Source organism: Streptococcus parapneumoniae (genome assembly GCF_037076355.1).
GTDB classification, from domain to species: domain Bacteria; phylum Bacillota; class Bacilli; order Lactobacillales; family Streptococcaceae; genus Streptococcus; species Streptococcus parapneumoniae.
Map to the genome: position 1 here is coordinate 1,399,448 of NZ_AP026968.1, position 26,219 is coordinate 1,425,666.

General features: G+C 38.9%; 21 protein-coding genes. 8 read left to right on the forward strand and 13 right to left on the reverse strand.

Annotation, left to right across the window (positions count from 1 at the left end; translation table 11 throughout):
• Positions 1–566: 566 nt before the first annotated feature.
• Complete coding sequence (locus SP4011_RS07285) at positions 567–1,262, forward strand: VIT family protein (protein ID WP_338618549.1); 696 nt, start codon at positions 567–569, stop codon at positions 1,260–1,262.
• A gap of 238 nt (positions 1,263–1,500) precedes the next feature.
• Here the strand turns inward: SP4011_RS07285 and SP4011_RS07290 are convergent, their stop codons facing one another.
• Together SP4011_RS07290 and SP4011_RS07295 are read right to left on the reverse strand one after the other, a co-directional pair.
• Complete coding sequence (locus SP4011_RS07290) at positions 1,501–3,489, reverse strand: ABC transporter permease (protein ID WP_338618551.1); 1,989 nt, start codon at positions 3,487–3,489, stop codon at positions 1,501–1,503.
• 1 nt (position 3,490) lies between these two features.
• Positions 3,491–4,249 (reverse strand): ABC transporter ATP-binding protein, encoded by a 759-nt coding sequence (locus SP4011_RS07295; protein ID WP_000173372.1) that lies wholly within the window; start codon positions 4,247–4,249, stop codon positions 3,491–3,493.
• 426 nt (positions 4,250–4,675) lie between these two features.
• On the opposite strand from SP4011_RS07295, the gene SP4011_RS07300 reads away from it, so the two are divergent.
• Positions 4,676–4,873 carry a hypothetical protein gene (locus SP4011_RS07300; protein ID WP_338618554.1) on the forward strand — a complete coding sequence of 66 codons (198 nt, stop codon included), beginning with the start codon at positions 4,676–4,678 and terminating at the stop codon, positions 4,871–4,873.
• A 137-nt stretch (positions 4,874–5,010) separates the two neighbouring features.
• On the opposite strand, the gene SP4011_RS07305 is transcribed toward SP4011_RS07300, so the two are convergent.
• Genes SP4011_RS07305 through SP4011_RS07315 form a run of 3 tightly spaced genes read right to left on the reverse strand, consistent with a single transcriptional unit; the run spans position 5,011 to position 7,907 of the window.
• Complete coding sequence (locus SP4011_RS07305; protein ID WP_338618556.1) at positions 5,011–5,283, reverse strand: PspC domain-containing protein; 273 nt, start codon at positions 5,281–5,283, stop codon at positions 5,011–5,013.
• 58 nt (positions 5,284–5,341) lie between these two features.
• Positions 5,342–5,791, reverse strand: a complete 450-nt coding sequence (locus SP4011_RS07310; protein ID WP_338618557.1) for a SprT family protein — start codon at positions 5,789–5,791, stop codon at positions 5,342–5,344.
• The gene (locus SP4011_RS07315) at positions 5,778–7,907 is read right to left on the reverse strand and encodes a Tex family protein (RefSeq protein WP_338618558.1); all 2,130 of its coding nucleotides are present in this window, start codon (positions 7,905–7,907) and stop codon (positions 5,778–5,780) included. Before SP4011_RS07315 ends, SP4011_RS07310 begins: the two co-directional genes overlap by 14 nt.
• 335 nt (positions 7,908–8,242) lie before the next feature.
• On the opposite strand from SP4011_RS07315, the gene SP4011_RS07320 reads away from it, so the two are divergent.
• Genes SP4011_RS07320 through SP4011_RS07330 form a run of 3 tightly spaced genes read left to right on the forward strand, consistent with a single transcriptional unit; the run spans position 8,243 to position 10,092 of the window.
• Positions 8,243–8,374: an SPJ_0845 family protein gene (locus tag SP4011_RS07320; RefSeq protein WP_000268685.1), complete on the forward strand. Its 132-nt coding sequence runs from the start codon at positions 8,243–8,245 to the stop codon at positions 8,372–8,374.
• A complete protein-coding gene (locus SP4011_RS07325; protein ID WP_173274430.1) occupies positions 8,375–9,280 on the forward strand; it encodes a permease in 906 nt (301 codons plus the stop codon).
• Positions 9,277–10,092 (forward strand): TIGR03943 family putative permease subunit, encoded by an 816-nt coding sequence (locus SP4011_RS07330; protein WP_173274429.1) that lies wholly within the window; start codon positions 9,277–9,279, stop codon positions 10,090–10,092. The genes SP4011_RS07325 and SP4011_RS07330 overlap by 4 nt, the downstream gene beginning before the upstream one ends.
• A 154-nt stretch (positions 10,093–10,246) precedes the next feature.
• On the opposite strand, the gene SP4011_RS07335 is transcribed toward SP4011_RS07330, so the two are convergent.
• The 3 genes from SP4011_RS07335 to SP4011_RS07345 all read right to left on the reverse strand — a co-directional run bounded on the left by SP4011_RS07335 (position 10,247) and on the right by SP4011_RS07345 (position 11,735).
• A complete protein-coding gene (locus tag SP4011_RS07335) occupies positions 10,247–10,558 on the reverse strand; it encodes a hypothetical protein (protein WP_153198912.1) in 312 nt (103 codons plus the stop codon).
• 112 nt (positions 10,559–10,670) lie between these two features.
• Positions 10,671–10,850: a hypothetical protein gene (locus SP4011_RS07340; protein ID WP_173274428.1), complete on the reverse strand. Its 180-nt coding sequence runs from the start codon at positions 10,848–10,850 to the stop codon at positions 10,671–10,673.
• A 12-nt stretch (positions 10,851–10,862) separates the two neighbouring features.
• The gene (locus tag SP4011_RS07345) at positions 10,863–11,735 is read right to left on the reverse strand and encodes a DUF4300 family protein (RefSeq protein ID WP_173274427.1); all 873 of its coding nucleotides are present in this window, start codon (positions 11,733–11,735) and stop codon (positions 10,863–10,865) included.
• Positions 11,736–12,432: 697 nt separating this feature from the next.
• Here SP4011_RS07345 and SP4011_RS11455 point away from each other — a divergent pair.
• Positions 12,433–12,729: a S24 family peptidase gene (locus tag SP4011_RS11455; RefSeq protein ID WP_419992021.1), complete on the forward strand. Its 297-nt coding sequence runs from the start codon at positions 12,433–12,435 to the stop codon at positions 12,727–12,729.
• Positions 12,730–13,448: 719 nt separating this feature from the next.
• On the opposite strand, the gene pyk is transcribed toward SP4011_RS11455, so the two are convergent.
• The 3 genes from pyk to SP4011_RS07365 form a co-directional block, all read right to left on the reverse strand.
• Complete coding sequence (pyk, locus tag SP4011_RS07355; RefSeq protein WP_173274426.1) at positions 13,449–14,954, reverse strand: pyruvate kinase; 1,506 nt, start codon at positions 14,952–14,954, stop codon at positions 13,449–13,451.
• Between the two features lie 58 nt (positions 14,955–15,012).
• A complete protein-coding gene (gene pfkA / locus SP4011_RS07360) occupies positions 15,013–16,020 on the reverse strand; it encodes a 6-phosphofructokinase (protein ID WP_000820871.1) in 1,008 nt (335 codons plus the stop codon).
• A gap of 82 nt (positions 16,021–16,102) precedes the next feature.
• Complete coding sequence (locus SP4011_RS07365) at positions 16,103–19,204, reverse strand: DNA polymerase III subunit alpha (RefSeq protein WP_338618563.1); 3,102 nt, start codon at positions 19,202–19,204, stop codon at positions 16,103–16,105.
• Between the two features lie 345 nt (positions 19,205–19,549).
• Between SP4011_RS07365 and SP4011_RS07370 the strand changes: the two genes are divergently transcribed.
• Both SP4011_RS07370 and SP4011_RS07375 read left to right on the forward strand, forming a co-directional pair.
• Positions 19,550–21,823, forward strand: coding sequence for a Xaa-Pro dipeptidyl-peptidase (locus SP4011_RS07370; RefSeq protein ID WP_338618564.1), 2,274 nt, complete (start codon positions 19,550–19,552; stop codon positions 21,821–21,823).
• An 18-nt stretch (positions 21,824–21,841) separates the two neighbouring features.
• The gene (locus SP4011_RS07375) at positions 21,842–22,312 is read left to right on the forward strand and encodes an arginine repressor (protein WP_001043011.1); all 471 of its coding nucleotides are present in this window, start codon (positions 21,842–21,844) and stop codon (positions 22,310–22,312) included.
• Between the two features lie 115 nt (positions 22,313–22,427).
• Here SP4011_RS07375 and SP4011_RS07380 read toward each other — a convergent pair whose 3' ends face one another.
• On the reverse strand, positions 22,428–22,583 hold the full coding sequence (locus tag SP4011_RS07380) for a hypothetical protein (RefSeq protein ID WP_173212262.1): 156 nt from the start codon (positions 22,581–22,583) through the stop codon (positions 22,428–22,430).
• Positions 22,584–22,853: 270 nt separating this feature from the next.
• Complete coding sequence (locus SP4011_RS07385) at positions 22,854–26,204, reverse strand: DEAD/DEAH box helicase family protein (RefSeq protein ID WP_173212260.1); 3,351 nt, start codon at positions 26,202–26,204, stop codon at positions 22,854–22,856.
• Positions 26,205–26,219 lie beyond the last annotated feature (15 nt).

Sequence of the window (26,219 nt, forward strand, 5' to 3'; positions counted from 1 at the left end):
TGTTTCCTAACTCTCTAGTAGCAAATATTACGTACTTTATTGATCGTTTCACAAGATGACGTGTGCTTTCACCACACTAAAAATTTATGAATTAGGACAAGTGTCCTAACATCAACTTATAAAAGTAGGCTTTTAACCCTATCAATAATGTGGTTTTTCAACCACGCTTCGGCATTCAACCCTGCCTGTCCGTAGGCATTTTTTACTCGGGTTTATATTTGCTAGAAAACATCATCTCATTTTCTAAGCTTTATTACTATATCATGTTTCCAAGAACTTGTAAAGTGTTTTACGAAAAAAATATAAAAAAGTTCGTAAAATAGTTGGATTTTATTTGATTTCACACTAATTATTTTCTTGTAATCGATTATAAAGTGAACAAAATGATTATCGTATTTAATTTTAAATTTTTTATGCAATTCTATACTCATTACCCTCGGTGTTTGATTTATCAGAAAAAATGCTGAAATTTCTACATCATTAGAATCGTGCAACTTTTTTCAGACAGTTTTAAAAGATTGATTTCCTTATATTTTTCCTTTATACTGGATAAAAAGGAGAATAATATGTCAGAAACAAATCACGAAATTGATTCAAATTTTGCAGGTCGTTTAAATATCCTGCGTGCGGGTGTTCTTGGTGCTAACGATGGAATTATTTCCATTGCTGGTGTGGTTATCGGGGTTGCCAGTGCCACGACCAATATCTGGATTATCTTTTTATCAGGCTTTGCGGCTATCTTGGCTGGTGCTTTTTCAATGGCTGGTGGAGAATATGTATCCGTTTCAACTCAGAAAGATACAGAGGAAGCAGCCGTTGCGCGTGAGCAAGTCTTGCTAGACCAAGATATGGAACTAGCCAAAAAATCCCTCTATGCTGCCTATATCCAAAATGGAGAATGTGAAACCTCTGCCCAGCTCTTGACCAACAAAGCATTTTTAAATAATCTGCTCAAGGCTTTGGTAGAGGAAAAATATGGGATTGAGTATGAAGAGTTTACAAATCCTTGGCATGCTGCTATCTCTAGCTTTATTTCTTTTTTCCTTGGTAGCTTACCACCAATGCTGTCAGTAACTATTTTCCCAAGTGAATACCGCATTCCTGCTACTGTCCTTATCGTCGGTGTGGCCCTTCTTCTCACTGGTTACACTAGTGCCAAACTTGGAAAAGCCCCAACCAAAACAGCTATGATTCGGAACCTAGCTATTGGTCTTTTAACCATGGGAGTTACCTTTCTGCTAGGACAACTTTTCAGCATTTAATACTCTTCGAAAATCTCTTCAAACCACGTCAGCTTCACCTTGCCGTATATATGTTACTGACTTCGTCAGTTCTATCTGCAACCTCAAAACGGTGTTTTGAGCTGACTTCGTCAGTTCTATCTACAACCTCAAAGCAGTGCTTTGAGCAACCTGCGGCTAGCTTCCTAGTTTGCTTTTTGATTTTCATTGAGTATAAAATACAAGAAATACCTCGATTTTGAAGTCGAGGTATCTTTTTTTACATTTGCACAATCTTACGATAACTTCTTGAAGTAATCATAAAAATCAGCACATAGGCGATGAGGAAGATAGCGCAGATAGACAAGGTCACAATCAACATCATATTCGTATCTATTACACCAATCACTTTTAAAATCAAGCTAAGCATATGGTAGGCAAAGGCTAGATGTATGAAGGCAAAAAGCAAAGGAAGGAAGAAAACAGTTAAAACCTGTTTGTTGATGGTTTGCTTGATTTGCTTTTGATCTAAACCGACTTTCTGCAAGATAATAAAACGCTCACGGTCTTCATAGCCTTCAGAAATTTGTTTGTAGTAGATGACCAGAACGGTTCCGACCATAAAGATAATGGATAGGAAAATACCGATAAAGAATACTCCGCCAAAGAGGACACTCATTTGAGCACTAGCATCTGCTAGATTGCTACCATACACATAGCTATCTTCTGTGTTTAATTGAGCATTAAACTGATTGAGGTAGTTTTCATATTCTTCAGCTACCTTGAGTTGTTCTTCTTCACTGATATTTACATTCATACCACCGTAAAGCTGATTATAGATAGCCGAATCTGGGAATTGGTCTAAAAATGCTTGCAAATTAGGAACAACAAGGTAATTGTAATCAGTAGTAAAAATATTAAACTGATTTGGGACATGGTTGACAATAAAATCTTTATTAAATTCTTCTTTGACAGAAAATTGATGATCATTTAGAGTTAGTACTTTCTGTCCTTTCAGTCCGTCATTTTTGGCAAAGAGACCGACCTCATTTCCTGATAGAGACAGTTTTTGACCAGTCATATTTTCATAATCTTTTTGGTCAAATACCATGAAAACTGTTTTTGGTTGGACACGGTTTTGTCCTTTTTCAAAAATAGTTAACTTGGTTCCTTCTTGATTTGCAATACCAAAGTTACTGTAACGAAGAACTTCTTTCTCTTTGACACTATAACCTTTGTCACTTGCAAACTGGCTCAAGAGTTTGTCCAAATCTTCTTTTTCAACATTTTTTCCAGTAATTCCAAAATCATGCGGATTCATCACTTTTTTAAAGGATTCTGAGGCATTGAAAATGCTTGTCGCTGCTGACATGGTTACCAAAACCATTGTTGACAAGATAGCGATAGTGGCTAGTCCAACCGCATTTTTCTTCATACGAAAAATCAAATTGGAAACAGAGATAAGATTATTTGGTTGGTAATAGTATTTCTTATTTTTCTTTAAGATTTGGAGGAAAACGGTAATCCCTGCATTGAACAAGAGATAGGTCCCAAAGATAACCAGTAAAACAGCTAAGAAGAAGGTTGTTAAGGCTGTCAGAGGATCTTTTACAGTAAGGGAAAGATAATAGCCAATCCCTAAACTAATCGAACCAAGAATCGTTTGGAGAGGTAGGAAACGACCTTTTTTCTCACCACTAGCTTTTTCACGAGAAAGCTGGAGGGCATTCATACGGGCGATTCGAAGAGCATTCAGAAACATGAGGCCTAGGAAAATCAAACCAAAGACAACAAGTACTGTAATGACAACTTTCATCTGGAAGGTAGCGACTAGTTCTACCTTTAATTTCATCAGTTTGAGCAAGAAAGCGAAAATTAACTTGTCAAACAAGGCTCCAATACCGATACCCGCTCCAACAGTTAGAATCCCAAATACCACTAACTCCTTAAAGGTCATACTGATTAGATGGCGCTTCTCCAATCCCAACATGCCATAAATTCCCAGTTCCTTGGAGCGATTCTTCATGACAAAACTATTGGCATAGAGGACGATAATGGCTGACGCAAGGGTAACGACAAACATACCAAATCCAAGTGTAGCCTGAATGGTTGTTCCTCCACGGATTTCAGCAATCTTGGGATTGAAAGTTAGAGAGTAAAAGAGATAGGTGACAGTGACTGCCAAAAGAACAGCCAGTGCAAAAGGATAGTAGAGTTTGCGGTTTTTAATCAAGTTCGATACCGCTAACTTATTGGTTAATCGAAACATACTAATTCACCTCGCTTGCCATGACAGTCAAGGTATCAGAGATTTCTTGGAACATCTGACGCTCTGTCTTCTCTCCACGGTAGATTTGGTTGTAAAGAATGCCGTCTTTGATAAAGAGTACACGTTTAGCTCTGCTAGCTGCTGCCGTTGAGTGGGTTACCATGAGAATGGTTTGGCCGCGCTCATTGATTTCATCAAAGACATCAAGTAAGGCTGCAGAGGACTTGGAGTCAAGGGCTCCTGTTGGCTCATCCGCAAGGAGAATTTCAGGTTCTGTGATGATGGCGCGGGCTACTGCTACACGCTGTTTCTGACCACCAGAAATCTCGTAAGGGTACTTCTCTTGCAATTGGTTGATGCCTAGATTCTCAGCTGTCACCACCAATTTCTTCATCATCTCCGTAATAGGTCTTCTTGACAAGACAAGCGGAAGCAAGATATTATCTTTTACAGATAGAGTATCTAGCAAGTTAAAGTCTTGGAAGACAAATCCCAACTTCTCACGACGGAAACTAGAAGCTTGTGAATTTTTAATGGTTGCGGTGTCAGTTCCATTCAAGTAAACCTGACCACGAGTTGGTTTATCCAGCATAGCTAGAATATTGAGAAGAGTTGATTTACCAGAACCAGACTCACCCATGATGGCAACGTAGTCACCTTTTTCCACGGTAAAGTGAATATCCTTGAGGGCCTCTACTTGGTTGCCCTGAAAACGAGTTTTATAAATTTTTTGAACGTGTTTTACATCTAAAAGTGTCATGAGAATCTCCTTTCTTAATATCCCATCAAATGAAATGTTGCTTGCATCATAGCGCATCCCAGCTGAACACGCTCGATATCTTTGTGACTTGGTTTTCTTGTTTTCTTCTGTAAGATTTGTTTCATGATGTTACTCCTTTGTTCTTTATGAGTCTAGTTTACATCAAAAAAAGACCGCTTGCCATAACCTAACCTTACAAAAAAGACTTTAATCTTACATTTTTGTAAGATTGGGGGAATGTAGGCAAAATTACTTATAAAATGATTTGATTTTCTATTTTTAAAATTGTAAAATATAAGTGTGAAAAGGCTTACTTTTGAAAGGAGGAAGCGGGAACTAACATTTGAGTAAGCTTACCTAGATAACATACCATTAAATTTAACACTTGCAAGTCGTTCAACCTATAAGGAAAGAAGGTGCTCCTTAATGAAACACAAAGAACATATACTCATCGGAATTCTCTATCTCCTCTCTCCATTCATCGGTCAGCTCTTAGTTGAAAAAACATACTTTATCGGTACAGAATTTACAGCTACTGCTTATGCTATTTGCTGGCTATCAGTTGTTATCAGCATCCACCATTTTTCAAAAAACGTATTGTCTCAGCAGCAAAACAAAGATTAAAAAACTGAGTTTAAATTACTGCTTTTAGTTTGTGGATGAAGCTGGCGAAATATTATTAAAAGTAAAAAAGCTTTAAATCAAACAGTTTAGACTATTGATTTAAAGCTTTTTGCTTATTCCAAATCTTTTGTTAAACCTCACCAAAACCAGCCTTCATTATCGTCAATAGCTTGGGCTTCTTTGCGTTTACGTGGGCCTGTTCCGTACATTTCTGCTTCGATTTCTTCCTTGGTTGGCATGACAGAAGCTAGGATGATATAGATAATCACGCCAAGTCCAAAGTTTGCGACTGTAAAAATAGCAAATAGAAAACGAACAAGGGTAACATCAAAGTGCCACTTGTCTGACAAACCTGCCAAAACTCCTGAAATCATGCGATTTCGTCTCATTTTATAAAATTTACTGTTCATGATATTTCCTCTTTCTGCTAGGTTAGACATAGTATATCACAGGTAGACTCCGCTTTCATCAGTCCTCAGGCTGATTTATCAGTAGCAATTTACCTCGACAAAGTCCACAGCGATAGCGTTTGGTATCAATCTTTCGCTTGCGATGATAACTTTGCTGGCAGGATTGGCAACGATAGAGCTTGATTGGGTTAGAGTTGCTATTGGGTAAGGCTGGCACAAAGCGTAATCCATCCACTGCTTTCAACAGTTCCTTAAAATCCCGATCCTTGTGTTGATAGCCCTTTCCTTGAAAATAGAGGTGATAATGACAGAGTTCATGTCGGACAACTTTCCTAAAAACATCCAGACCCAGTTCCTGATAAACCTTGGGATTAAAATCCAAATGCCCATCTTTGGGGAAAAATCGCCCACCTGTCGAACGTAGACGAGAATTCCACTGAGCTTGATGGATAAAAGGTCTGCCGAAGTCTTCTAGCGAAACTTGCTTGACGTAATCAGTCAGTTTCATTTGGAGCTAGAAGCGACAGATTGACTTTTTCACGTTCAGTATCGATTTTCTTAACCCAAACCGTTACCAAATCACCAACGGATACCACTTGGCTAGGATGTTTGATAAATTTGCGGCTCATGTGGGAAATATGAATCAAGCCGTCCTCGTGAATCCCAATATCAACGAAGGCACCAAAGTCAACGACGTTACGCACAACACCCTCTAGCTTCTGACCAACCACTAAGTCTTTGATATCTAGGACATCTTGGCGAAGCACAGGTGCATCAAAGGAATCACGGAAATCTCGACCTGGTTTGAGAAGGTCAGCAATGATATCTTTAAGGGTTTCTGGACCAAGGTCTAGCTCTTGCGCCATTTCCTTGATTGAAAGCGACTTGAGTTTACTTTGGGCTTCTTCATTTAGGTCCTTGATGTCCAAGCGTTTGAAGAGTTCTTTAACGGCAGCGTAATTTTCTGGGTGAACTCCAGTATTATCAAGAATATTGCTACTTTCAGGGATACGGAGGAAACCAGCAGCCTGTTCAAAGGCCTTGGCTCCCAGACGAGGAACTTTCTTGATTTGGGCGCGTGAAGTGATTTTTCCTTCTTCTTCACGGTATTTGACGATATTTTCAGAGATGGTTTTATTGAGTCCAGCTACATGGGAAAGAAGAGCCGGGCTGGCCGTATTGATATTGACACCGACTTGGTTTACCACTGTATCCACGACAAAGTCCAGACTCTCAGATAGTTTCTTCTGGCTGACATCATGCTGGTATTGACCGACACCGATTGACTTAGGATCGATTTTGACCAATTCGGCAAGAGGATCTTGCAAACGACGGGCGATAGAAATAGCCGAACGTTTTTCAACGGTCAAGTCTGGAAACTCCTGACGAGCAAGCTTGCTGGCAGAATAGACAGAAGCACCACTTTCATTTACGATGACATAACTAACCTCAGGAAAATCCTTAAGGACTTCTGCCACAAAGGCTTCACTTTCACGACTAGCAGTACCATTTCCGATGGCAATAATCTCTACACCGTATTGACCAATCAAGTCTGACAGATCTTTCTTGGATTCTTCGATTTGACGAGCTGATGCTGGTTTGACAGGATAAATGACCTGAGTTGTCAGCATTTTACCCGTTGCATCTACGACAGCTAGCTTGGCACCTGTACGAAATGCTGGGTCAAACCCAAGAACCACGCGCCCTTTCAGCGGAGCAACCAAGAGGAGATTGCGTAGATTGTCAGAAAAGAGTTGGATAGCTCCTTCTTCTGCTTTTTCAGTCAATTCTGTCCGAATACGACGCTCGATAGCAGGCAAGACTTTTTTCTTAACAGATTGCTGAACGACTTCATCAATATAGGAATTTTTCACCTTGAAACGAGCAGCAAAGAAAGCTAGAATACGATCCGTCGCATGTTCAAAACCGACCTTCAAGACACCTAGCTTCTCCCCACGATTAAGGGCCAAGGTACGATAACCCTGCATATTTCCAACTGTCTCAGAAAAATCATAATAAATCTGAAAAACCTGCTTTTCATCAAGACTTTCATCCTTGACTTGGGAAGTGAGTTTGGAGTGTCTCAGCACCTCCTGATAAGTCATGGAACGCAAGGTCACATCTTCCGATAAAGCTTCGACCAAAATATCAACTGCACCAGCCAAGGCCTCCTTACCAGTCGCAAATCCTTCACAGACAAACTTTTCAGCCTCTTTCTCTAAGTCCGCTACATTCTGCAAAATCAAGCGAGCAAGTGGGAAGAGTCCAGCTTCACGGGCAATGGTTGCCTTGGTTCGACGTTTTTCCTTGTATGGAAGATAGAGTTCTTCTACATCTGCTAATTTTTCGGCTGCTAAGATAGCTTCTTCCAACTCCTTGGTCAGCTTGCCTTGTTCTTGAATTTTAGCCAAGACAGCTTCCTTGCGGTCATTTAGATTTGTCAGACTTTTATCCAAGTCAATAATGGCCTTAATCGCCACCTCATCCAGACTACCAGTCATGTCCTTGCGATAACGCGCGATAAAGGGAATAGTCCCCCCTTCGACTGTCAAACTTAGAACAGTATCAATTTGCTTTAACGTCACTCCCAAATCCTGGGAGATTTTTTCATATTTTTTATCCATAAACCTATTATACCACAAGCTAGAAGGCTTGCTCCAATCCTTTTCATACTCAACCAAAATAAAAAAGCAAACTAGGAAGCTAGCCGCAGGCTGCTCAAAATACTGTTTTGAGGTTGTAGATAAGACTGACGAAGTCAGCTCAAAACACGGTTTTGAGGTTGTGGATAAGACTGACGAAGTCAGTTACCTATAACTATAATATATACGACAAGGCGAAGCTGACGTGGTTTGAAGAGATTTTCGAAGAGTATCAACTATCGAAAACAAATTAAAAAACTCCCTTTTCCTAAAAATAATAGTATAATAGAGGTAGAATTTAGAATCGAGGTACACCTATGGCTGTAAAATTTACAAAACGAGACGACTTGGATAAGATGTTTGAGGAGTTTGCGAAACTCCCTGATTTGAAACAAGTTACTTTCCCTGATGACAAAGAGAAAAAAGCCAAAGCAGAAAAGAAAAACTAGATGACTGCTTTTCAACAACTCCCATCTAGTGTACTTCAAACTGGAGCCATTTTTCTCTCCATTATCATTGAAGCCCTTCCCTTCGTTCTGATAGGAAGCATTGTCTCAGGGCTGATTGAGGTTTATATCACACCTGATAAGGTTTATCATTTTCTCCCTCGAAATCGTTGGGGGAGAATCTTTTTTGGCACCTTCGTTGGGATACTTTTCCCTTCTTGTGAATGTGGAATCGTCCCCATTATCAATCGTTTTCTGGAAAAGAAGGTTCCCAGTTACACGGCTGTTCCCTTTCTTGTGACTGCACCAGTTATCAATCCCATTGTTCTATTTGCGACCTATTCTGCCTTTGGCAATTCCTTCCACATCGCCCTGTTACGAGCTTTGGGTTCCATTGTTGTGGCTGTGATACTTGGGATTTTTCTAGGATTTTTCTGGCAAGAACCGATTCAAAAAGAAAATCGGTTGGCTTGTCATGAGCATGATTTTTCTCACTTAAGCCCTGCAAAAAAGGTTTTTCAGGTCTTTGTGCAAGCAATTGATGAATTTTTTGATACGGGACGTTATTTGGTATTCGGCTGTCTCTTTGCCTCTGCTATACAGGTCTATGTTCCGACACGGATTCTGACCTCTATCAGTGCAACCCCTATTTTTGCCATCCTCCTCTTGATGCTTTTGGCCTTTCTTCTTTCTCTCTGTAGTGAGGCGGATGCCTTTATCGGGGCTTCTCTTCTCTCAAGTTTCGGCTTGGCACCAGTTCTGGCCTTTCTCGTTATTGGCCCAATGCTGGATATCAAAAATATTCTCATGATGAAAAATTACTTGAAAGCACGATTTATCAGTCACTTCATAACGATTGTAACTCTTGTCGTCTTAGTCTATTCTCTCTTGATTGGAGTCATCCTATGATTCGATTTTTAGTTTTAGCTGGCTATTTTGAACTGACTATTTACCTCCATCTGTCGGGCAAATTAAACCAGTACATCAACATGCACTATTCCTATCTGGCCTATATCTCCATGGTGCTTTCCTTTATTTTGGCAATTGTTCAATTGTATATCTGGATGAAGCAAGTCAAAATCCACAGTCATCTGAACAGCCGATTGGCCAAGATGACAAGTATTTCTCTTCTGGCTATTCCACTTGTCATCGGCTTAACTTTCCCAACTGTTAGCTTGGATTCTCAGACTGTTTCAGCTAAAGGCTATCATTTCCCCTTATCAGAAGGAACGAATCTGGCCATTCAGACAAGTGAAGGTACGACGAGCCAATATTTGAAACCAGATACCAGTTCTTATTTTTCAAAAACAGCCTATGAAAAGGAAATGCGAACTGCGGCGGATAAATACTTGTCCCAAGATAGTATTCAGATCACTAATGAAAACTATATGGAAGTTATGGAGGCTATCTACGACTATCCAGATGAGTTTGAGGGTAAGACAATCCAGTTCACAGGCTTTGTCTATAATGACCCCAGTCATGCCAATAGCCAATTTATGTTCCGCTTCGGCATTATCCACTGTATCGCGGATTCAGGTGTCTATGGCTTACTGACCAAGGGAAATACCCGTCAATATGAAAATAATACTTGGATAACAGCCAAGGGAAAACTGGTCAATCACTACCATAAAGAACTCAAACAAAACCTTCCAACCTTGGAAATCGAAAGCTTTACCAAAGTCGATAAACCAGAAAACCCCTATGTGTATCGAGCTTTTTAAGGAAAATAAGATAAAAACGAACAAGTTCTCTTCTGAATAACAGAAAAGAGCCTGTTCGTTTTTTGTTGAGTATTGTATAGTAGAATATAAATTGCGATTTTTAAAATGATATATAACTAGTGAACAATTCACAAATCAAATACATTTTCATTCTCTACTTAATACTATGCTTATTCATCTTTTGTTCAAAAATAGTTGTGATAATCTGACGTAGTTCTTCTCGTTCTTTTTCTGGGATTTCACCACTTGTTTGAGCTGCAGCGTAGAGTTCAGGGTGTTCAATTGAAATGCGTTTAATCGTACGTGTCGTAGCATGTTTTCTGACGAAAAATGGGATTCGCTTAATCAAGTCTTGTGGGACGAGTGCAAGAATTTTCTCAGCAGTTTCCTTGTCACTAATCTTAGACGTAGTCAGCCCCTTCTTAATCATTTTCTGTTCTTTTTCTGTAAAATCTTTTAATTCCATCTGATTAGTCCTCCTATTTTCTCTAAGTTAAATTATATACCAATCTGGATAAAACTACAAATGGACTGTCTGGAAATAGGTGCAATACTGTAAAGAAGATTCTGTTCTTTAATTATAAATCTTCCTCCTCAGTCACTTCCCATACTTCTGATTGATAGCCTTCCCCATCAATATCGTATCTTTGAATATAACCTATAAATCTTTCATTTTTTCCTGGTTTTCGACTGTTAATTATCGTACTCACCCATATACCTATCAAGAATAAACATAAAATGCCTAATACTATATCCATGTTAGATTACCTCTAGATATTAACCCACTTATCATTATCCATGATAAAAGGCTGAGCCAGTCCCTCGCCTGTATAATCTGCATACTTGGTGCCCAAATACTTATAGCAATCTTCCTTGCTGGCAAATTTAATCGCTTGGTAGGGCTCTTCGAAAGTCAATTTCTCTACAAATAAGAAGCCATCATCAGCAGGCACTAAGACGCCAACATGTCCAACAAACAGATGCTCACCATCCAGATTATCATGCAAGACTACAGATAACATTCGAGCTTTTTCATTGAATTGAAATTGTGAGAAGAATGTTTCCATCTTTTCAGCGTGAACCTTGACATCTGTAGTTGCCTCAGTTGGAACTCTCGAAAATAGAATATCAAACTCTTCCTTATCTTGTGAATCAAAGACCTTTCCCTTATCAATCGCATCATTATCTAGGAAAAGCAATTGGTCATTCTTTTCAAGCTTGGGAATGGTAACTGAATTTTTCAAAAGACAATAACTATTGATACGGCAGTTGGTCCCAACAAAATCGCCCTTCTCTTGATTCCAAAGGTTGCTAATTTTCTCAACATCGTATTCGGTGTGAGTAAAGGAAGTGAAATATCCTGATAAGCCAGTTGACCCGACAATGGTATTGTAATCATTAACGAGATTAAAAAAAGCATCAACACTTTTTGGATCCAAATGGGCTGATAAGAGAGATTTGACCTCTTCTGTACTTACCTGATTGTTTAGGTTGGTGTATGAAGCTTTCCATGGCACTTTCGTTGAACTACTTTGCCTTTGACTCGTCTCATTCGAAATTGTAGCATCTTGTTGACAAGCAGCCAAGCCTAAAAACAAGGCAGAACAGATTCCTAATGTGGCTAATTTTCTTGATTTCTTCATCTTTTTCTCCTAAATGTCTTGGATTAAAGTTTCTTTAACTACTGCTTTACAGATATTGATTACTTTCTCATTTAATGTGTTCATCGTCTTTCCCTCTGATTTGTTTTTTTTTGTTATTTCCTTAAGCTTGATTTAATTATAGTAGGCGTTTCGTGCTCTGTCAACAAATTTTTTATGAAAACACAACAAAGTTTTCATTTTCTTGGATTTCGTGTTATGCTTTACTTACAAAAATAGAAAACGATTTCATCCGTGGATAAAGAAGAGATTGCGATTGTTACAGGCTAAAAATAAAACAATATAGACTAGTAAATAGTTGGATTCAATAAAAATTGGGTACTAAGATAGGTATAAATAAAAACGCCATTGGAAATTATGAAAAAAGGGTTAGGTCTACTAAGAAAAATACTATATTTGACTTAGCTAAAGTATTCAGTAGCTTGATTGATGCCCTCTTTCCTCCAGTTCAAAAGGATTCTCCTAGCGATATCCAATCCATCTACGACCAACGGGCATCACCCAGACAAGGTAAAATCCTGACCTATGCCGAGAGGCAACTGTATAAGCAGAAAAACGAAGATAAACGAAGTATCGTAAAAATCATCAGACTGGACGACTACAGACAGACTACTTACTCTCGTGTTAGGTGTGGTTTATATATGCAGGTAGCCGCTCGATATAGGACGACGATTTAGATATGGAGTTTCCATTCTATGAGAATGAAATCCCAGACGACTACGACGCAATCGCTTATGTCGTCAGCAGGTCCATGGAGCCAAAGATAAGAAATGGCGACTACCTATTTGTCAAGAATCCCCCACAGATTGACTATAATGCCATCGGCATCTTCCAAGTAGACGGCGCTAACTATGTCAAGAAACTCCGCCAAGGCTACCTCAAAAAACTCAATCCCGAATACCCCGACGTCCACCTAGACGAAAGCAACCATATTCGCACCATCGAGAAAGTTATCAGGCTGTATAGGGAGAATTAAAAAAGGGGGAGAATGGCGATATAAAACAAACAGATTTTAAAAGATTCGAAAAACTTTGAAAAAGTTCATTCTACATTTCAAAAAAAGAATAAGTACCCTAAAGCAGATTAGATTTTGTTAAACAATAGTGATATGTCAATTTAGAGAAAGGCATTTAAGATCACTTTTCAAAAGGCAAATACTAAACTAGCAAAACCGATAAACCAGCCCTTAGTTCCCATATTTTCAGGCACACACTCCTTAGTACACTAGCTATAGTGGTTAGAGTGGAACACAAAGACGCTAAAACAATAAATAATATCTGCACTCACGTAAGTAAAAGAATGGAGCAAGCTGCTTTGGAGGTTTTAAATACCATATCATTAAATCGAAAATATATCAGATCGAATCTAAACAATTACATTACGATTGCTAAAACATTTGTAGAAATTCATTTGAATTTCCTAATCAATTTGTGCATATCTTATTTCATACTCAATGAAAATCAAAGAGCAAACTAGGAAGCTAGCCGCAGGTTGCTCAAAGCACTGCTTTGAGGTTGTAGATAGAACTGACGAAGTCAGTAACATATATACGGTAAGGCGACGCTGACGTGGTTTGAAGAGATTTTCGAAGAGTATCAATCCATTATGAAAGTTTTGCCTCTTTGCTACCCTCTATACAAAAAAAGCCTATCACACAAGCTCTAAAGCTGGATATGATAGGTTTTTATATTTTTCTTAACGTACTGTGCGGATACGCATTGTGTTTGTGCGAACAGCTTCTCCTACTGGCACACCAGCAACGATAACGATATCATCGCCTGACTCAACAAGACCTGCTTCTACCGCTTTACGTTCAGCGATTTCAAACATATCGTCAGTTGAAGATGGAGCATCTGTCAACATTGGGATAACACCCCAGTTCAACATCAAGCCACGTTCTGTCAATTCATCAAATGTCAATGCCAAGATGTCAGCATTTGGACGGTATTTAGAAATCAAACGAGCAGTATGACCTGTCTTAGTAAGAGTTACAACCAATTTGATATCCATTGAGTTAGTCGCATCTTTAACAGCAGAAGCCATTACTTCTGTCTTAGAGTTACGCTCAAATGAATCTGAATCCAAACGTCCGTATTCATTAAGAAGAGTTTGAGCGTTCTTGTCGATTGTAGCCATTGTAGTTACTGACTCGAGTGGGTATTTACCGTTTGCAGACTCGCCTGACAGCATTGTAGCGTCAGTTCCGTCGATAACAGCGTTAAATACGTCTGATACTTCTGAACGAGTTGCACGTGGTTTTTCAGTCATTGTTTCAAGCATGTTTGTTGCAGTGATAACAACTTTACCTGCAGCATTGACTTTCTTGATAATCATTTTTTGGTAAACTGGAACCATTTCGAATGGTACTTCGATACCCATGTCACCACGAGCGATCATGATACCATCAGCTGCTTCAATGATTTCATCCAAGTTATCGATACCTTGTTGGTTTTCGATTTTAGCGAACAATTGAACATGTCCGTTTCCAGTTTCTTCACAGATTGCACGAACTTCGTTCACGTCTTTTGCAGTACGTACGAATGAAATCGCGATGAAGTTGATACCTTGTTCAAGACCAAAACGGATATCGTCGTTATCACGTTCAGCAAGAGCTGGGAAAGGAATTTTAGTGTTAGGAATGTTAACACCTTTTTGTTTAGCAATTACGCCATCATTTTCAACTTCAACTTCAAACTCACGAGTTGCATCATCTTTAGCAACCACACGAAGACCAAGTTTACCATCGTCAACCAAAACTTGACGACCAACTTCAACATCATCATAGATATCAAGAGCGCCAGCAACGTTCAATGCAATCACATCACGAGTTGATTTGATTCCTTGTTTAGTCGCAACACGGATTTTTTCACCAGTTGTGTAAGAGTACTCTTTTGCATCTCCTTCAAACAATTCAGTACGGATTTCTGGTCCTTTTGTATCAAGAAGGAAACCAACTTTTTTACCTGCAAGTTTTTCAGCAAGTTTAACAGTTGCCATACGGTCACCTTGTTCTTGGTGGTCACCGTGTGAGAAGTTGAAACGGAATGTGTTAGCACCAGCTTCAATCAATTTAGCAATGTTTTTAGCTGAAGCTTCAACATCAAGTTTTTCACCCCAGTATCCGTCATCACCGAATTTTTTACCACCACGGATTTCTACCGCAGGACCCAAAGTTGCAACGATTTTTACACGTTTGTTCATGATTTTTTGTGACTCCTTTATATATATGACCTTTTGGTCTTATTAACTAAATTATGAATTATGACAAGCAATTGTTCAATTGTGACAGGTCAAGATCAGCTTTGTGTGGATTATTTACAATAATCTTACCGTCTGCTGCCAAACTAAACAATGCTCCTTCTTCTGCAGTACCAAGAATTGGATTTTCAACCATTTTTTCGTTACGAATACCTACCGCAACACCACCGATACCTTTTTTAAGAAGTTTAACGGCATGGGCACCCATACGTGACGCCAATACACGGTCACGCGCAGTTGGAGAACCACCACGTTGAATATGTCCAAGTTCTGTCACACGAAGATCGGTCGTATCTCCAGCTTCTTTTAGTTTTTGAGCAAATTCATCTGCTGACATAACCCCCTCTGCCAAAACGATGATATTGTGTCTTTTACCACATTCATAGCCAGCTTTGATACTTGCTACGATATCTTCAATTTTGAAGTCTTCTTCAGGGATGATAATTTCATCAGCACCAGTTGCGATACCAGCCCAAAGAGCGATATCACCAGCGTTACGCCCCATAACTTCGATGACAAAAGTACGACGGTGACTTAATGATGTATCACGAATCTTATCGATAGCGTCCATAGCAGTCGTAACCGCTGTGTCAAAACCGATTGTGAAGTCAGTACCAACGATATCGTTATCAATTGTACCTGGAAGACCGATAGCTGGGAAACCATGCTCAGTCAAACGCATAGCACCGTGGTAAGATCCGTCACCACCGATAACAACTACACCTTCAATGCCGTGTTTTTTCAATTGCTCAATCCCTTTAAGTTGCCCTTCAAGTTGAGCGAACTCTGGGTAACGAGCTGAGTGAAGGAAAGTACCACCACGAGAAATGATGTTTCCTACTGAAGCCGCATTTAAGGGATGAATTTCACCGGCAACCATACCAGCATATCCGTCATAGATACCAAACACTTCCATTCCTTCTGAAATTGCTTGACGAACAACTGCACGGATAGCAGCGTTCATACCAGGGGCGTCTCCACCACTAGTCAAAACAGCAATACGTTTCATATTGGTTTATGCTCCTTTTTCTTTTAACATTCTTCTTGATTATACCACATTTGATTTTAAAATTCTTCTATTTTCCGTATTTTTAGCGATAAATCGTTTTCATAACGATTTCATTCAATTTCGCTTCTAATTCATTGGATTTAGCTACAAAATGATGAGGGGAAACGATTGTTTTCTGTTCTTCTTCATACCTGATGATGACTGGGATTGGGCCTTTATATTGGTCTAAAATACGTGAAATTTCTTGATCCGATTCATGATTTTTTACCTGTATCCAAAAGCGTTCAGCAACTGCTTCTCTTATTTCTTGTGCAATCATTTGCAGACGGCCATCACGTGACTGGATTTTTCCTTTTATATAGTAGAAGGCTCCCTCTTTTATTTCCTGCCCAATCTGACGATATAAGTCTGAAAAGAGAGTAACATCCAATTTTTTTTTACTATCATCTACCTGTAAGAAAGCCATGTTTTCGCCCTTTTTGGTACGAATTACTTTTATTTTCTGAACTTCAACCAAAATAATAGCGTAGCTATTTTCTGACAAATTCCCAATTGGAGTAATCGGGTAAATAGCCTTATTTGCAATAGCTTGTAGGGGATGTTTGCTGACACCTATCCCTAAAAGCTCTTGTTCCATATAGAATTTTTCTTGTTCCGTCCAATCTTCCGATTCCTGCCAACTATAAATAGTATCTCCAAACAAACTTCCTAACTCTTTTACAAATTCAAATAGATTAACTAAATTATTGAATACTTTTTGACGATTTCTTTCAAATGAATCAAAAAGACCAACTTTTACCAAAGGTTCTAGCAGAGGAAGTTTCAGATAATTCTCAGGTAATTTAGCTACAAAATCTTCAATGCTAGAATAAGGTCTATTTTCAATAATCCAAAGCGCCAAATCCTTGCTGACTCCTTTAATCGATTTCAAACCTAGATAGATAGACTTGTTCGCAATTTTATCGTGATAGGGAATGGTGTTGATGGACAGAGGCGCTACTTCAAAGCCTGCTTCAAGTGCATCTATTAAGTAATCACTGTTGGCAGAATTCAACATGACCTGATAAAAAATGGCTGGATAATGCGTTTTGAAATAAGCCAACTGGAAGGCCAAGGCTGAGTAGGCATAGGCATGTGACCTGTTAAAACCATAACCTGCAAACTTCTCCATGACATCAAAGACCTGCTCTGCTTTTTCCACAGTATGACCAGCTTCTAATGAACCTTGAATAAAGGAAGCCCTCATCTCATGCATGGCAGAGGCATCCTTTTTCCCCATAGCCCGGCGCAAAATATCAGCTTTCCCAAGACTAAATCCAGCAAAACGCTGGGCAACCTGCATAACCTGCTCCTGATAGAGCATGATACCATAGGTTGGAGCCAAAATATCCTCCAGTACTGGATCCAGAACAGTCACTTCTTCCTGCCCATGCTTTCTTGCCACAAAATTATTGATATAGTCACTAGCACCTGGTCGATTTAGAGAAGTAGTTGCTACGACATCTTCAAAACAGACTGGTTGCACACGTTTGAGCAAGCGAATGGCGCCAGGTTGTTCAAATTGAAAGATACCTTTTGTATTTCCAGAGGCAAATAAAGCTAACGTTTCTTTGTCTTCCAGATCGATTTCTTCTATTTTCAGATGAATCCCTTCTGTTTCAGCAAGCAACTCTTGCATCTTCTGGACAAAGGTCAAATTTCGTAGTCCCAGAAAGTCCATTTTCAAAAGCCCACTAGCTTCAACTCCATGAGCATCATATTGAGTCAGTGGAATTTCATCACCGTGCTTCAGAGGGATGTAGTTGGTCAAGTCTTGGTCACTGATCACAACACCAGCCGCATGGACAGAGGTTTGTCTTGGATAGCCCTCTATCTTGCAAGCAATCTCAAAGGCTTTTTGGTATTCTAACTTACTATTTATTTGCTGACGAAACTGGAGATTGCCCTCATAGGCTGATTTGAGATTATCACGAAAACTGATTTTCTTGGTAATTGCAGATAATTCATACTCTGGCACACCAAAACGTTTCAAGACATCTCGAAGAGCTTGCTTAGCTCCAAAGGTAGAAAAAGTAACGATTTGTGCAGCATGTTTACTGCCATATTTATTGCCAACATATCTGATAAAATCTGGACGATAAATATCTGGGATATCAATATCAATATCAGGCATGGTATAGCGTTCACGATTAAGAAAGCGTTCAAAAATCAGATTTTTCTCTACTGGGTCAATCCCTGTAATATCCAAGGCATAGGAAACCAAGCTACCTACTGCAGAACCCCGTCCCATTCCCATATAATAGCCATTCGAACGTCCAAAACGCAGCAAATCCCAGACAACCAAGAAATAATCGTCAAAGCCCATATCATGAATAACAGCCAATTCTTGGTCTAGTCGATCTTGATATTCTTTACTAGTCAATCCCTTCTGAGCAAGCCCAAGCTCAGCGCGTTCTCTCAACTCTTCTACTGCTGGTCTAGCTGGGTTAAAACGAGGCAGTTTCAGACTCGTATCCAAGTCGTAAGAAATGCCTGAAATCAGCTTTTCTAAATTGTCTAAGGCTTGCGGAAATCGTTCTAGGAATAATTTCTCTAAAGAACTTGCTGATATAAGGACATCTTGTCGTGAGCGCAAAGGGACTTCTCTGAGCGGTAGGTTTTCTTTAATCGCTGTTAGCACTTGCAGAACTTCTCTATCCCTACTTTCAAAGGCATTGACTCGATAAAGTGGTAAGATAGGATGATGAAATTCGCTTGTCAGTGTTTCTGGATAAACCCCAATATAATAATCATATCCTAGATTTAGCGACTCAATCTCTTCAAAATAAGGCACAATGACCGCAATATCCTCCAAATACTGGGACAGGACTGACCAAGTTTTCTCCCCCTGCATCTTGGCTGTTGAAAGCTTCATCAACTGCTGATAGCCCACACTAGATAGAGCTAAAAAGCGCAAATTCACTTCCTGCTCATCCACAAATACAATCATTTCAAGCCCTAGTAAAGGATGAATACCGTATTTTTTTGTAATCTCTAGAAAGTCGAAAGCACCGTAAAGATTATCAATATCCATCATAGCCAGATGAGTGTAGCCGTATTCTTTAGCTGCTCTCACATACTTGTCAATCGAAATGACGCTCTCCATAAAACTATAGACTGTTTTTGTATCTAGTTGTGCGATCAATTTACACTTCTCCTCTATCCTTCTCACTATATTATACCATTTTCACCTATAAAAGGCTTCTCTTGAGAAACATTTCATCAGCGTACTAATTTACTTTTTATTCATTTGTGTTTTTGTCATTATTTTTTATATTTATACTATATTATATATAAAATAGAAAACATACAATATAAATCTCCTAGAATTTTTATATTATACCCATTACGTCTATTATTACACTGTTCTCTATATTGAATTTAGCACTTTATTCATTTTTATTGGATTATTTCCTTTTGCAGTTAACAATTCCCTTTCTGCTTTTTTTTTGATATAATAACCTTAACTATCATTCTATATGGAGGTTCTATGCGTTTTAATCAATATAGTTATATCACTTTTCCAAAAGAAAATATCTTATCTGAACTAAAAAAATGTGGCTTTGATTTACAAAACACAGCCAATCCCAAGGAATTACTGGAAACTTTTTTACGTCGCTTCTTTTTCACTTATGAGAACACCGACTATCCACTCTCCTGCTTGGCTATAGACAAAGAAACTAACATATTAACTTTTTTCAAATCTGATAAAGACTTGACAGCAGATATTTTTTATACTGTTACTTTTCAACTTTTAGGCTTTTCTTATTTGGTTGACTTCGAAGACAGTGAAGCTTTTCGTAAAGAGACTGGATTTCCTATTGTATACGATGACTTGATTGAAAATCTCTATCAGTTACTCAATACTCGCACCAAAAAAGGGAATACCCTGATTGATCAACTGGTAAGCGACGGTCTTATCTCTGAGGATAATGACTATCACTACTTTAACGGCAAAAGTTTAGCAACTTTTTCCAGCCATGATGTCATTCGTGAAGTCGTTTACGTTGAGTCTCGTGTCGATACTGACCAAAAAGGTCTTCCAGACTTAGTCAAGGTCAGCATTATTCGTCCTCGTTTTGATGGAAAAATCCCTGCCATCATGACAGCCAGCCCTTATCATCAGGGAACAAATGACAAGGCAAGCGATAAGGCTCTCTACAAGATGGAGGGCGAGCTTGAGGTAAAGCCTGCTCATAAGATTGAACTAGAGGAACCTCAACTCAATCTCGTCCAACCCCAAGGCCAAGCTGAGCTTGTGTCGGAAGCTGAGGAAAAGCTAAGCCACATCAACTCTAGCTATACTCTTAATGACTATTTCCTTCCACGAGGTTTTGCCAATCTCTATGTGTCAGGTATTGGTACCAAAGACTCTACTGGTTTCATGACTAATGGAGACTACCAGCAAATCGAGGCTTATAAAAATGTCATCGATTGGCTTAATAGCCGTTGCCGTGCCTTTACTGACCACACGCGCCAACGTCAAGTCAAAGCTGACTGGTCAAACGGAAAAGTTGCCACAACTGGACTTTCCTATCTTGGAACTATGTCCAATGGGCTTGCGACTACAGGCGTCGATGGTTTAGAAGTAATCATTGCTGAGGCTGGCATTTCTTCATGGTACAACTACTACCGTGAAAACGGTCTGGTAACTAGTCCAGGCGGTTATCCCGGTGAGGACTTTGACTCCCTTGCTGAGTTAACCTATTCTCGTAATCTCTTGGCTGGCGACTATATCCGTGGCAATGAAGCTCACCAAGCTGACTTAGAAAAAGTAAAGGAACAACTAGATCGCAAGACCGGCGACTATAACCAGTTTTGGCATGATCGCAACTATCTGCTCAATGCCCATAATGTAAAAGCAGAGGTTGTCTTTACCCACGGTTCACAGGATTGGAATGTCAAACCACTTCATGTTTACCAGATGTTCCATGCCCTTCCTAATCATATAAACAAGCACCTCTTTTTCCATAATGGTGCCCATGTTTATATGAATAACTGGCAGTCCATTGATTTCCGTGAAGCCATGAATGCCTTATTGACTAAAAAATTACTGGGACAAGATACAGATTTCCAACTTCCTACTCTTATCTGGCAGGACAATACAGCTCCACAGACTTGGCTATCACTTGATAACTTCGGTGGGCAAGAAAACTTTGAAACCTTCTCACTTGGGCAAGAAGAGCAAGCTATTCAAAACCAGTACCCAGATAAGGATTTTGAGCGTTATGGTAAGACCTACCAGACCTTCAATACGGAACTCTATCAAGGGAAAGCCAATCAGATTACTATTGACCTGCCTGTGACTAAAGATCTCCACCTGAACGGTCGCGCTCAGCTTAATCTTCGTATCAAATCCAGCACAAACAAGGGGTTCTTATCTGCTCAACTACTGGAACTTGGTCAAAAGAAATACCTACAACCTTATCCAGCTATTTTAAGTGCTAAAACCATTGATAATGGACGCTACCACATGTTGGAAAATCTCTGTGAATTACCATTTAGGCCAGATGCACAACGAGTCGTGACAAAAGGCTACCTTAATTTACAAAATAGAACTGATCTACTGTTAGTAGAGGATATTACTGCAGATGAATGGATGGATGTGCAATTTGAACTGCAACCAACTATTTATAAGCTAAAAGAAGGAGATACTCTTCGTTTAGTCCTCTATACTACTGACTTTGAAATCACAATCCGTGACAATACCGACTACCACTTGACTGTCGACCTCACTCAGTCCACACTTACAATACCTTACTAAAAAAGGAGTTAAATTATTATGAATAAATCAGAACACCGACACCAACTTATACGCGCTCTTGTCGCAAAAAACAAGATTCATACACAGGCTGAATTGCAGTCCCTTCTTGCTGAGAACGACATTCAAGTGACCCAGGCAACCCTCTCACGCGACATCAAAAATATGAACCTATCAAAAGTCCGCGAAGAAGATAACGCTTATTATGTTCTTAATAATGGTTCCATCTCAAAATGGGAAAAACGTTTGGAAAACTATATGGAAGATGCCCTCATCATGTTGCGACCTATTCAGCACCAAGTCCTACTCAAAACTCTTCCTGGTCTAGCACAATCGTTCGCTACAATTATTGATGCTCTTGATTTCCAATATATTATCGCAACCCTTTGTGGTGATGATGTTTGCCTTATCATCTGTGAAGATACAGATGCTGCTCAAAAGTGCTTTGAAGAACTGAAAAAATTCGCCCCACCATTTTTCTTTGAAGAATAATAAATGACTACAACTAACAATTATGCTTTAAAAAACCTGGTAGAAAGTCTTTAACATCAGAAAACGCATAGTATCAAGTGTTGAAAACCCTTGATACTATGCGTTTTGCTTTATCCTAGGAAGATTTATACTCTTCGAAAATCTCTTCAATCCCCGTCAACATCGCCTTGCCGTAGGTATGGTTACTGACTTCGTCAGTCTTATCTACAACCTCAAAACAGTGTTTTAAGCAGCCTGCAGCTAGTTTCCTAGTTTGCTCTTTGATTTTCACTGAGTATTACTTCATTTTCTCCTGCAATTGAATTCTTGCTCGGCTTTTTGTTTTCTATTTCTTTAAAATCAAAGTAGCTCTTTTGTTAATAACTCGATCAACAAACATCGTGGTACAAGTATCTACTTTGAAATTTATCAGCCACTTAACAACTGATACTGTATTCTAGGAAAACGATGACATTCTTCCTAATAAAACTTCTCATATATAACATAAATTTCTACTCTTTTTAATTTTAAATGAGTCTCAGCATGGCAATCACTTTAGAATTTAAGCCACTTCTCCAGCTCGATTATTGATAAGTTCAATGGTTTGAACAATATTACGAAGTACTGGTAGTTGGTGTTGAAAGAGTAGTTGAACAGATCCATGAGATTTAAACGGCTCTTGCGTTAACACTTTCATCTCTAAGCAACCATTTTCTACAATGTAGTCTACAATCAATTTTACAAATGAAATCTGCCTGGCATTAAGGTTCTCATCCGACAAAAATTTAGAAAAAATACGATTGGCAGACTCTCTATCTAAGCCAATAATCTCACGCACCAATCTCGGAATTGCCTTATTTTCATAATGATGTTGGTAGTCTGATTTGCTACCTAATTTTTCCCAGAGCAATTTTTCAAGTGCAAGCATATCATCAGATGTCAACTTTTCATTATGGTATAGCTTAGAAATGGACTCTTCATCCAGATGAGTTTTCAAGTAATGCTCAACTTTTTCATTATAAGATCGAAGATCGTTGACCTGTAAAAATGCTGTGGTCTCGTGAACAGTGGAGAGTATACGATCTTCAAAGTTAACATAGTAGGGTTTACGGTCTGTTTTATCCAAAAACTGTAATAAATCTCGAATAGCAAGACGAATTTTTTCCAAATCAGACAAGTTAACTTCTTTCCAAAATTCAGGCTCCTGTACTTTCCTGATAATTTCAGCCTGCTCAAAAACCTGCGGGATATTGCCAATAGCAGAAAGAGCTCTAGCCGTCTTCATCACTTGGGAAATATGAACAGTGGAAGATTTAGCTGTCAGTTGCCCCAACTGAATATGAAGTAAGCACAAATCAAATCTCCTCGCCATCTCATCTTCTTTATCTTCATCAAATAAAAGCGGAGAGAGATTTTTTTGAATGGTTTCACTTGTAACAGCAGTTAGATTCTGCCAACTTTCCAATTTCCTATAGCTATAAACTGTGTCTAAAACCATACGAACCCTGAAGTCCAACTCATTTAAGCTCTCTATACGACCTTGAAGTTCTGAGACAAGCTCCTGACGGTATGCTCTCGCAAACTGATCTTCTTGGTATTGGAGTCCCTGAAGTTCTCGAATCAAGTCCACTTTGATATTAAATAAACGCTGAGTCAACGAAACAATGTGACGACCCTCTCCATCTCTTGGATCTGCACGAAAATAATCAAAATTGTCCCCATAATCAAATACCAAGAAGTTTTCCTTATCCTGTTCAGGTCCAAATAAATCTTTACACAGACGGGTTCCTCGACCAATCATCTGCCAAAACTTAGTTTTAGAGCGTACTTTCTTGAAGAAGACTAAATTCACAACCTCTGGTACATCAATACCTGTATCTAACATATCGACAGAAATCGCAATTTGAGGATACTTCTCCTTAATTTTAAAATCATCAATCAAGGTCTGATAATGCTTAATACTATAATCAATCACCTGAGCATAGTCGCTCCCTTTTTCAGGATAGCGGTTGTTAAAAATACCTCTGATATATTCCGCATGGTCATGATTTTTAGCAAAAATAATAGTTTTACCAATTTCATCACCCGAGGCTGTCTGAATTCCTCTTGTCATGAGTTCATTTAAAACAATTTCTACTGTACTTTTATTGAAAATAAAGGAATTAAACACACTCCCATCAATATCTTTTTCACAGCTATCGTCTTCAAATTTGCTATCAAAATGTTCCTTTTCTTCTTCGGATAAATCATCATAATGTAGACCATCCGTAGGTAGTTTCAGTTTGGTTTCGATAGAATGATAGGCTACTAAATATCCGTCTTTAACAGCCTCTTCCAAATCATATGCATATGTTGGAACACCATTCTCCAAATTAAAGAATCCATAGGTGTTTTTATCTAAATCTTGACGCGGAGTAGCTGTTAAGCCTACAATCCTTGCATCAAAATAATCAAAAATGGACTTGTATTTCTGATAAATAGAACGGTGAGACTCGTCAATTATGATAAGGTCAAAATGCCCAACAGTGAAAGGGCGTTGATTTACTTCTTCTTGACCACTAATCGCTCCAATCATAGTCGGATAAGTTGAAAAGACCATGCGACTTGATTGAGCTCCTTCTTTATCTTCTAAGAAGTTACAAACGGAAAGATCTGGGAGTAATTTTCTAAACGAATCATATGCTTGCTTAACCAAGGAAGTTCTATCGGCTAAGAAGAGAACGTTTTTTACCCAGTTATGACGTGATAAGATATCAACTAGAGAAACTGCTGTACGAGTTTTCCCAGCCCCAGTTGCCATAACCAAAAGTGCCTGTCTACGATGATTAGAGAAAGCTTCACAAACGCTTGCAATCGCATGTTTTTGGTAGTGACGCCCGGAAATATCGTCTCTAATTTTACTAGAAATATCCTCAAGTGGTTTTTGAAGATGACGTCTATCCATCACTAATTGCAATTCTTCTTGAGAGTAAAAGCCTGCAATCTGGCGGCGGTTCGGACCATCAAGTATATAGTGCTTCAACCCATTTGTAATAAAGCAAATTGGCTGATAGCCGATATGTTTCTCCAAAGCTTCAGCATATTCTTTGACCTGTACTTCCCCTACTTCTGGATTGACAGAGGCTTTTTTAGCCTCTACAATCGCTAAAATTTTCCCATTTTTACCATAAAGTACATAGTCACAGTAACCAATTCCTGAACCGTGCTTGAGACCATCAACAGCTATCTCAACACGACAGTTTTCTTCAAATATCCATCCTGCTAGACGGAGATCGATATCAATAAAGAGCTTTCTTGTCTCTGCCTCAGATAATTGATCAATATGGAAAGGCACATCTTGCCGTTGCGCTGCAGTCTCACGTTTTTCAGTATAAGTCTCTTGAACTTCTACGGACTGAGCAGCCATCTGTTCATGAAAATCAGGCAGTTCTGGTAAACTGTCTTGTAACTTTATCATAGATTGTGGAGTTTCTCGGTATTTAATGTTTGCTGAAAGTGGTAAGCACTTCTCATCAAAATAACGCTCCACAAACTCATTGCTGTAACAATAATCGATAAAATTAACAAACTGATACAAATGATGCAAAGCTAAAATCGCTTCTCGTTCCTTAATTTCACCACCATGAGCAGCATGGTTTCCCCATCGAATCAACAGAACTATCTGCTTGTGGAGTTCAGAATCTACGATATCCCTAAAATCATCATCCCATACTAAAGAAGATAGAGTAGCACGATAGGGAGCTTCTAAATATGAATCGTGACTATATATCCAATGGACAGCCTGCTCTAAAGCACGACGCGCCATAAAGGCGGTAGCCACAGTTGATGTAGCAATCATATTCTCAGCTTCAATGCAAGGTTTTGAAAAAGATTCATATTCGTCATTTTTTAAAAGAAAGCTAAAATTTCCCATTTTTTTCTCACTTTA